Raw genomic sequence first — 6605 nt, 5'->3', positions numbered from 1 at the left:
TCGCCCATGCCCCGGCCCTCGAACCGCAGCGTGGCGATGCCGCGCTCGGCGAGGGAGCGGGCCAGGAGGACGTGCTGCCGATGGGCGCCGACCCGCGTTTGGGCACCGCCCGGCAGAATGACGAGGCCGATGCCGTTGCCGACCCGTGGCCGGGCCAGAATGCCCAGCAGCCGATGGCCGGCGCAGGGAATGTCGAGGATCTCCTCGCTCCAGGCGTCACCCGCAGGTCGTGCCATCATGCCGCCGTCGCCGGGCCGGCGCTGAACCAAACGTCAGTCGTTTCGAGAACGAAACGATCTGCTGGCGGCGGTTCTTCGAGCAACCAGAAGGACGGAGCTTCCACGGCTTGGCTCGCGACGGTGCCCGCAGCGACCGCGGCGAGCCGGGCGACCTCGTCGGCGGTCTTCTGCGGCAAAGGGCCGGTCGGCCGGGAGGTGAGCTGCAGCCAGTCGATCCGGCCGGCGAACCCGCTGCCCGCCTCGACCAGGGTGGCGGCCTCGAGCCCCGCACACAAGGCCGGCGACAGTTGGTAGCCCATGATCTCGATGCAAGACCCGGTGGCCAATGTTTCGCGCAGGCCGGCGGTGGTGACGCGAGGGCCGTCGCCGGCCTGGGCACCCGCGATGCGGCTGCGCATCAGTCCGGTCACGAAGGCCAGGCCGCTCTCGACCGGCTGGCACAGGACGGCCCGCTCCAGGCGTTCGGTCCGCGCGGTGGCCAGCGCCAGCAGCGCGCCCGTCCGCAGGCCCATGGTACCGGCGACCCGATGCCCTTCGGCCGTGATGAAGCGAACGGCCGCCTGGGCGTCGGCAAGCCAGCCGGTCCAGCTCGCCTCCTCGAAACCGCCGGCACTGTCCCCGGTGCCGAACGGATCGAGCACGAACAGGCCCAGGCCCCGGGCTGTCATGGCGCGTCCCAGCAGGGCGATGGTTCGGCGCGAGCGGTTCATTTCCTCGGCGAAGGGGGGCAGGTACAGCACGGTGTCGGATGCCGAACCCGCCGGCCGATGCCAGACGGCGAACAGCGCGCCGTTCGGGCCGTCCAGGTAGAGCGGCTGCACCGTGCCGTCGGACGCCATGTCAGCCGGCGCGCCGGGCCGCGACGACCGATGCCAGGGAGCCTAGCGTGGCGAACGTCTGTTCGGTCAGATCCTCGTCTTCGAACGTCACGGCGAAATGATCTTCGATCGCGGCGATCAGGGCGGCCACGGCCATGCTGTCGAGTTCGGGCAGGGCACCCAGCAACGGGCTGTCGGTGGTGAGCGCGCTCGCCCGAGCATCGAGGTTCAGCACGTCCACCAGCACCTGCTTCAGATCCTGTTCCGTATCCACGTCGTCTTGCCCGCCCTTGTGATTTCTTCAGCCGCCGCCGCAGCCGGGTTTGGCCAGCAACTCGCGACCATAGCGGATCGGGATGGCATAGGTGATGCCGCTGGGCGTGCCGACGGCCGAGGCGATCGCCGACTCCTTGGTCGGCTTTACATAGACGCTGTCGACGATGCCGACTACCTGCCCGTTGTCGATGCGGTAGAGCGGGCTGCCGCTGTTGCCGGGATAGGCCGTGGCATCGAGCTGGTAGACTTTGAAATTCTGTTGCAGGCGGCGGATCATGTCGGGGGTCAGGGCCGCGCCGGTATTCTGCGGGATGGCCGCGGGCACCAGGGCGGAGATGATGCCCCGCGCCGTCGCCGGATACAGCCCCAGGACGGCGCCGATCGGGTAACCGGTGAAGGCGATGTCCCGCCCTTCGACCTCCGCCTCCGCTGGTGCGAACTTGGCAGCCGGCACGGCGGCACCGTTGAAGCGCACCGTCGCAACGTCGTGTTCCTTGTCGGTGCACAGGATCTGCGCGTCGCGCAGCTGAGCGTCGTCGCCATGGCCGACATAGATCACCCAGCGCTCGAAATCGACGGTCTTGCGGCCGAAGACATGGGCGGCCGTGAGCACGGTCAGGCCGTCGCCGACGACGAAGCCGGTGCCGTCGACGATCGCGGACGGTGCCCGGTCCTTCTTGTAGGAGCCGACCGCGACGATCGCCGGCTTCACCAGGCGGATCGTCTGCGGCAGGTCGTCGGCGGACGCGGCTCCCGCGGCGCCGAGGCAGAGCGCGGCTGCGCCCGCCCTAGCCCAGGACAGCCTCACGCCGCATAGCCGAGATCGGCACCGGGCGCGCGCCCATCCTGACGCAGGAAGGATTCGAAGCTCATCAGCGACCACAGGACCGCGGCATGGTCGCTGCGCCCGGACTGATGATCGTCGACCAGTTGCTTCAAGGCCGCCCGGTCGAACAGGCCGCTGTCCGCCATCATCGGGCCCAGCACTGCGCTGCGCAGGCGCTCGGCGAGCGGCCCGCGGAACCAGCTGGCGAGCGGGACGGAGAAGCCCTTCTTCTGGCGATAGAGGATGTCGTTCGGCAGCAAGGGCTCGAACGCTTTCTTCAGCACCGCCTTGCCGGACTTGCCGCGCAGTCGGAACGAGCGGGGCAGGGTAGCCGCCCATTCGACGAAATGATGGTCGAGCATCGGCACGCGCACTTCGAGCGCCACGGCCATGCTGGTGCGGTCGACCTTGGTCAGGATGTCGCCCGGCAACCAGGTCTTGAGATCGATATATTGGGCGAGGGCGACCGTATCGTCGACCGGCGCCTTGTCGGCGTGGGCCCGGAACACTTCGATCGCACTGTAGCCGCCGAGGTCGCGTCGCATCTTCTCGCTATAGAGCGACTGGCGCATCTCGTCGGGGATGACCGAGACGCCGTGGAAATACCCCTCCACGCTGTCGCGCGCCACCGATTGGAACGTCGTCTTGGCGCGCAGCATGCGCGGCGCCCAGTCGAGCTTCGGATAGGTGCGGCCCAGCAGACCGAACAGCGGCTGGCGCAGCGGCGCCGGCATCAGCCGCCGCGCCTGCTCCTCATAGCCATGGAAGCGATAGCGGCGATAGCCCGCGAACAGCTCGTCGCCGCCGTCGCCCGAAAGCGCTACGGTCACGCGCCGCCTGGCGAGTTCGGACACCCGGTAAGTCGGCATGGCCGAGCTGTCGGCGAACGGCTCGTCGAACATGCCGGCGAGCCGTTCGACCAGGTCGGTCTCGTCGCCCGACACCGTCTCGGCCGCGTGGCGCGTGTTGTAGAGCTTCGCCACCTGCTGAGCGTAGTTGGATTCATCGTAGGCCGGATCGTCGAAGCCGATCGAGCAGGTGTCCATGACCCGGCCGCTTTCCTGGGACATCAGCGCTACGACCGCGCTCGAATCCACGCCGCCCGACAGGAATGCGCCCAGCGGCACCTCGGACACCAGGCGGATGCGCACGGCCTCGCGCAGCCGCTCGACCAGCTCGACAGCGGCATCGGCCTCGCTGAGCGTGCTGGTCTCGGCGAAATGGACGTCCCAATAAGGGCGCGGTTCGGCCTTGGGCTGGCCACGCCGGATGCACAGGGTATGGGCGGGGGCCAGCTTGCGGACCGCGCGGTAGATCGTCTTGGGATCGGGTACGTAGCCCAGCGCGAAATAATCCTCGGTCGCATGCAGATCGAGGCCGCGATCGACCTCGGGATGGGCGAGGACGGATTTCAGCTCCGACCCGAACACGACGGAGCCGTCGGCCAGGAAGGCATAGTGCAGCGGCTTGATGCCGAGCCGGTCGCGACCGAGGAACAAAGTCTGCTGACGGCTGTCCCAGATGGCGAAGGCGAACATGCCGCGAAACCGCGTCACGCACTCCTCGCCCCATTCCTCCCAGGCGTGGACGATGGCTTCGGTGTCGCAGTGGGTACGGAACACATGGCCGCGCGTGCGCAGCTCTTCGAACAGCTCCTGGAAGTTGTAGATCTCGCCGTTGTAGGTGACGGCGACGGAGCCGTCTTCGTTGAACAAGGGCTGGTGGCCGCCCGCGCGATCGATGATGGCGAGCCGGCGATGGGCGAGGCCCACGCCTTCGGTCCGATAGATGCCGTCACCATCGGGGCCGCGATGGGCGATCGCATCGTTCATGCGCGTCAGCAGGTCCGGATCGACTGACCGGTCGGCACGCTCGTGATAGATTCCTGCAATCCCGCACATGATCAGGCTACCCTTTCTAGATACCGCCGGCGTGCGCGAGCGCGCGGCTCAAGCCTTGTTGCCGTTCGAGCGACAGGGCCAAGGCGTGCTCGGCGACCGCCACATCTTCGTTGGTATCGAACGGCGCCGCGATCGCAATGGCGGCGCCGGCGTTGCTTCCCTGCAGCAGGCCGCGGATCTGCAGCACCTTGGCCATGACCGCACTGCCGGTGAAGCGATCGTCCACCCAATACCATGAATAAATCAACCAATGCCGTGAGCCGTGAGCCACGACCAGGCGCTGCGCGACGAAGGACTGGCCGTCGACCGTCACGTTCGCCGTGCCGAAATTGATCCGCGTCCAGCTCTCCGGCGCCAGCGTGGCGCCATCGCTTGCCGCTTTGGCGCCTTGGCGTTGCCAGGCATAGTAGGCGACGGCGCGCGTCACGGGGCGACCTTGGACCGTGTCCTGGTCGAACCGGCGGGCGTCGGCACCGGGCAGTTCGGGTTGCCAGGGCAGGGACTGGACCGCGGCGGCATCGAGCGGAGCGGTGGCCGACGGCAGGTCGAGCGCCGCGATCGGTCCCGGGATCCGGGCCAGCGAGGCGGCGGCGACCGTCGTGCCGATCAGCAGGACGAACGCACCGGCGGCGATCGCCACGGACCGGGGCCGGGACCCGCCCTGACGCTCGACGTCGGGCGCCGAAACCCTGGCGGGGGGCTGACGGAAGCTCCAGCCGATCAGCAGCAGGACGCCGGTGACCAGGGACAGGAACACCCAGCCATAGACGACATGGTCGACACTGGCCGCGAATTCGATGCCGAACGCGCGGGCCAGCAGGATGACCGTATAGACGCGCAGGCCGTTGGCGATGATCGGAATGATCAGGGCGAGCGCCATGAAGGCGAAGCGACGCCGCCAGCTCGTATAGAATTCGCTGGCGAACAGGACGGCCAGGGTCAGGGTGGCGGTCAGGAAGCGCAGGCCCGAGCATTCGTCGGCCACCGCGAAATCGCCGATCGGTGTGGTCAGTTGCAGGCCGTCCTGGAAAACGGGCATGCCGGTCGCGCGCAGCGCCACGACGGCGATGTTGGCGGTCCAGGACTGGAGCTGGGGCGTCAGCCCTTCGCCGAACGGGATCGCCGCGAACAGGAACAGCGCCGGAAAAAGCAGGACGCGAAAGCCGGCGAAGCCCAGCATGGCCAGTAGCAGGCAGTCGGCCAGCGCCACCAGCGTGAGCTGGCTGGCGACCTGGATGCTGACGACCTGCGTGGCGAGCCACAGCATGCAGAGTGCTGCCAGCGGAACCAGCGCCCAGGCCGTCGGACGGGGTGCCGCGGCCAGCAGCGCGTCGCGGCGCTGCCAGACGAGCCATGCCGCCAGCGGCACGATGAGGAAGCCGTGGCTATAGGCAGAATCTTCGTACCAGAGATGGACGATCGACCACGCCGTTCCGCGGAACAGGACCAGTAGCAGGACCAGGCTGGCGGCCGCGAGCACCAGGGGCAGGCGCTCGCGGCCGAACACGGATTTCGAACCCGGCCGAACCGGCGGGGAAAGCGTCAACCGGGTCTCCGCGTCCCGGCTCTCAGGGCTCAGCATCTTGCCCGTAATAGGTGCCGTAGTACGTACCGTAATAGCGACCGAATCGGGTTTTCGTCTTGTTGAGCAGCAGCATGACGTTCGGGCAGGCGCTCAGCATCTCGAGCGCGCCTTTGATCTCCATCTCGGTCGTGCGTTCCGCCTCGACGATCAGGATGACCTGGCCCACTTCCGTGGCGAGAGCGCCGCCTTCGTTCGTGGCCTGGATCGGCGACGTATCGAACAGGATGATCCGGTCGGGATAGCGGCGGGCGAGCTCGTTGATGACCGTTTCCGCGCGCCGGCTGGCGAGCAACTCGGTGCCCATCGTATGCGGGCGCCCGGCCGTGATCAGCGACAGGTTGCGGATGTTGGTGCGCTGCAGGACCTGGGCCACGTCGAGGCTCGGATCCTCGAGCAGATCGGTCAGGCCCAGGCTTTCCTCGATGCCGAGGCGCGAGGCGAGCGACGGGCGGCTGAGATCGGCATCGATCAGCAGGACGTTGAGGTCGCGCTCCTTGGCGATGCTCATGGCCAGGTTCACGGTCGTGAAGGTCTTGCCCTCGCCCGGAATGGCGCTCGTCACCATGATGAGGTTGCCCTTGAGTTCGGGCTTCTTGAACGAGGCGCGGGCGTATTGCAGCAGGGGGCGCTTGATCGACCGGTATTCCTCGGCCATCCGGCTCCGCTCGCCGCGGGGCGTCAGCACGTGGCGCGCCGTCAGCGCGTCGAGATTCAGGTGGACGAACTTGCCGGACTTCAGCGCCTCGGCGTCGGCCGCCGCATCGTCCAGCCGGGGCGGGACGGGCGGGCGGGGGGCGGCGACCGCCTTGGGCGGAATTTTCCGGGCCGGCGGCGGGGGCGCGGTGCCGGCCTGGTCCGACAACCGCTGCGCGGCGCGTTCCACAAGCGAAAGGCGGCGGCCTGCGACCTCACCCTCGTTGTCGATATCGCTCATGAGCTGATGGCCTCGCGTATTTTGGG

General features: G+C 68.2%; 6 protein-coding genes and 1 pseudogene. All 7 read right to left on the bottom strand.

All coding sequences use genetic code 11. The features are described from left to right. A pseudogene (locus VGV37_RS29880) lies at window positions 1-239 on the bottom strand (hypothetical protein); the annotation flags it as partial. Next, complete coding sequence (locus VGV37_RS29875) at window positions 236-1078, bottom strand: hypothetical protein (protein WP_326883529.1); 843 nt, start codon at window positions 1076-1078, stop codon at window positions 236-238. The pseudogene VGV37_RS29880 and the gene VGV37_RS29875, both read right to left, overlap by 4 nt. Window position 1079: 1 nt before the next feature. Continuing rightward, window positions 1080-1331 (bottom strand): acyl carrier protein, encoded by a 252-nt coding sequence (locus VGV37_RS29870; protein ID WP_326883528.1) that lies wholly within the window; start codon window positions 1329-1331, stop codon window positions 1080-1082. 27 nt (window positions 1332-1358) lie between these two features. Then, the gene (locus VGV37_RS29865) at window positions 1359-2141 is read right to left on the bottom strand and encodes a serine protease (RefSeq protein ID WP_326883527.1); all 783 of its coding nucleotides are present in this window, start codon (window positions 2139-2141) and stop codon (window positions 1359-1361) included. Further along, the gene (locus VGV37_RS29860) at window positions 2138-4060 is read right to left on the bottom strand and encodes an XrtA/PEP-CTERM system amidotransferase (RefSeq protein ID WP_326883526.1); all 1923 of its coding nucleotides are present in this window, start codon (window positions 4058-4060) and stop codon (window positions 2138-2140) included. The genes VGV37_RS29865 and VGV37_RS29860 overlap by 4 nt, the downstream gene beginning before the upstream one ends. A 16-nt stretch (window positions 4061-4076) precedes the next feature. After that, on the bottom strand, window positions 4077-5606 hold the full coding sequence (gene xrtA, locus VGV37_RS29855) for an exosortase A (protein ID WP_326883525.1): 1530 nt from the start codon (window positions 5604-5606) through the stop codon (window positions 4077-4079). Between the two features lie 22 nt (window positions 5607-5628). Beyond that, complete coding sequence (locus tag VGV37_RS29850; protein ID WP_326883524.1) at window positions 5629-6579, bottom strand: XrtA-associated tyrosine autokinase; 951 nt, start codon at window positions 6577-6579, stop codon at window positions 5629-5631. Window positions 6580-6605 lie beyond the last annotated feature (26 nt).

Source organism: Aliidongia sp., assembly GCF_035943795.1.
In the GTDB taxonomy this organism is placed as follows: Bacteria; Pseudomonadota; Alphaproteobacteria; order ATCC43930; family CGMCC-115725; genus Aliidongia.
This window is presented reverse-complemented; position numbering and strand designations above follow the sequence as displayed.

What these genes read in the sequence shown, in the direction of transcription:
- VGV37_RS29860 (WP_326883526.1), bottom strand. Translation starts at nt 4,060, where the DNA reads ATGTGCGGGATTGCAGGAATCTATCACGAGCGTGCCGACCGGTCAGTC.
- VGV37_RS29875 (WP_326883529.1), bottom strand. Translation starts at nt 1,078, where the DNA reads ATGGCGTCCGACGGCACGGTGCAGCCGCTCTACCTGGACGGCCCGAAC.
- VGV37_RS29850 (WP_326883524.1), bottom strand. Translation starts at nt 6,579, where the DNA reads ATGAGCGATATCGACAACGAGGGTGAGGTCGCAGGCCGCCGCCTTTCG.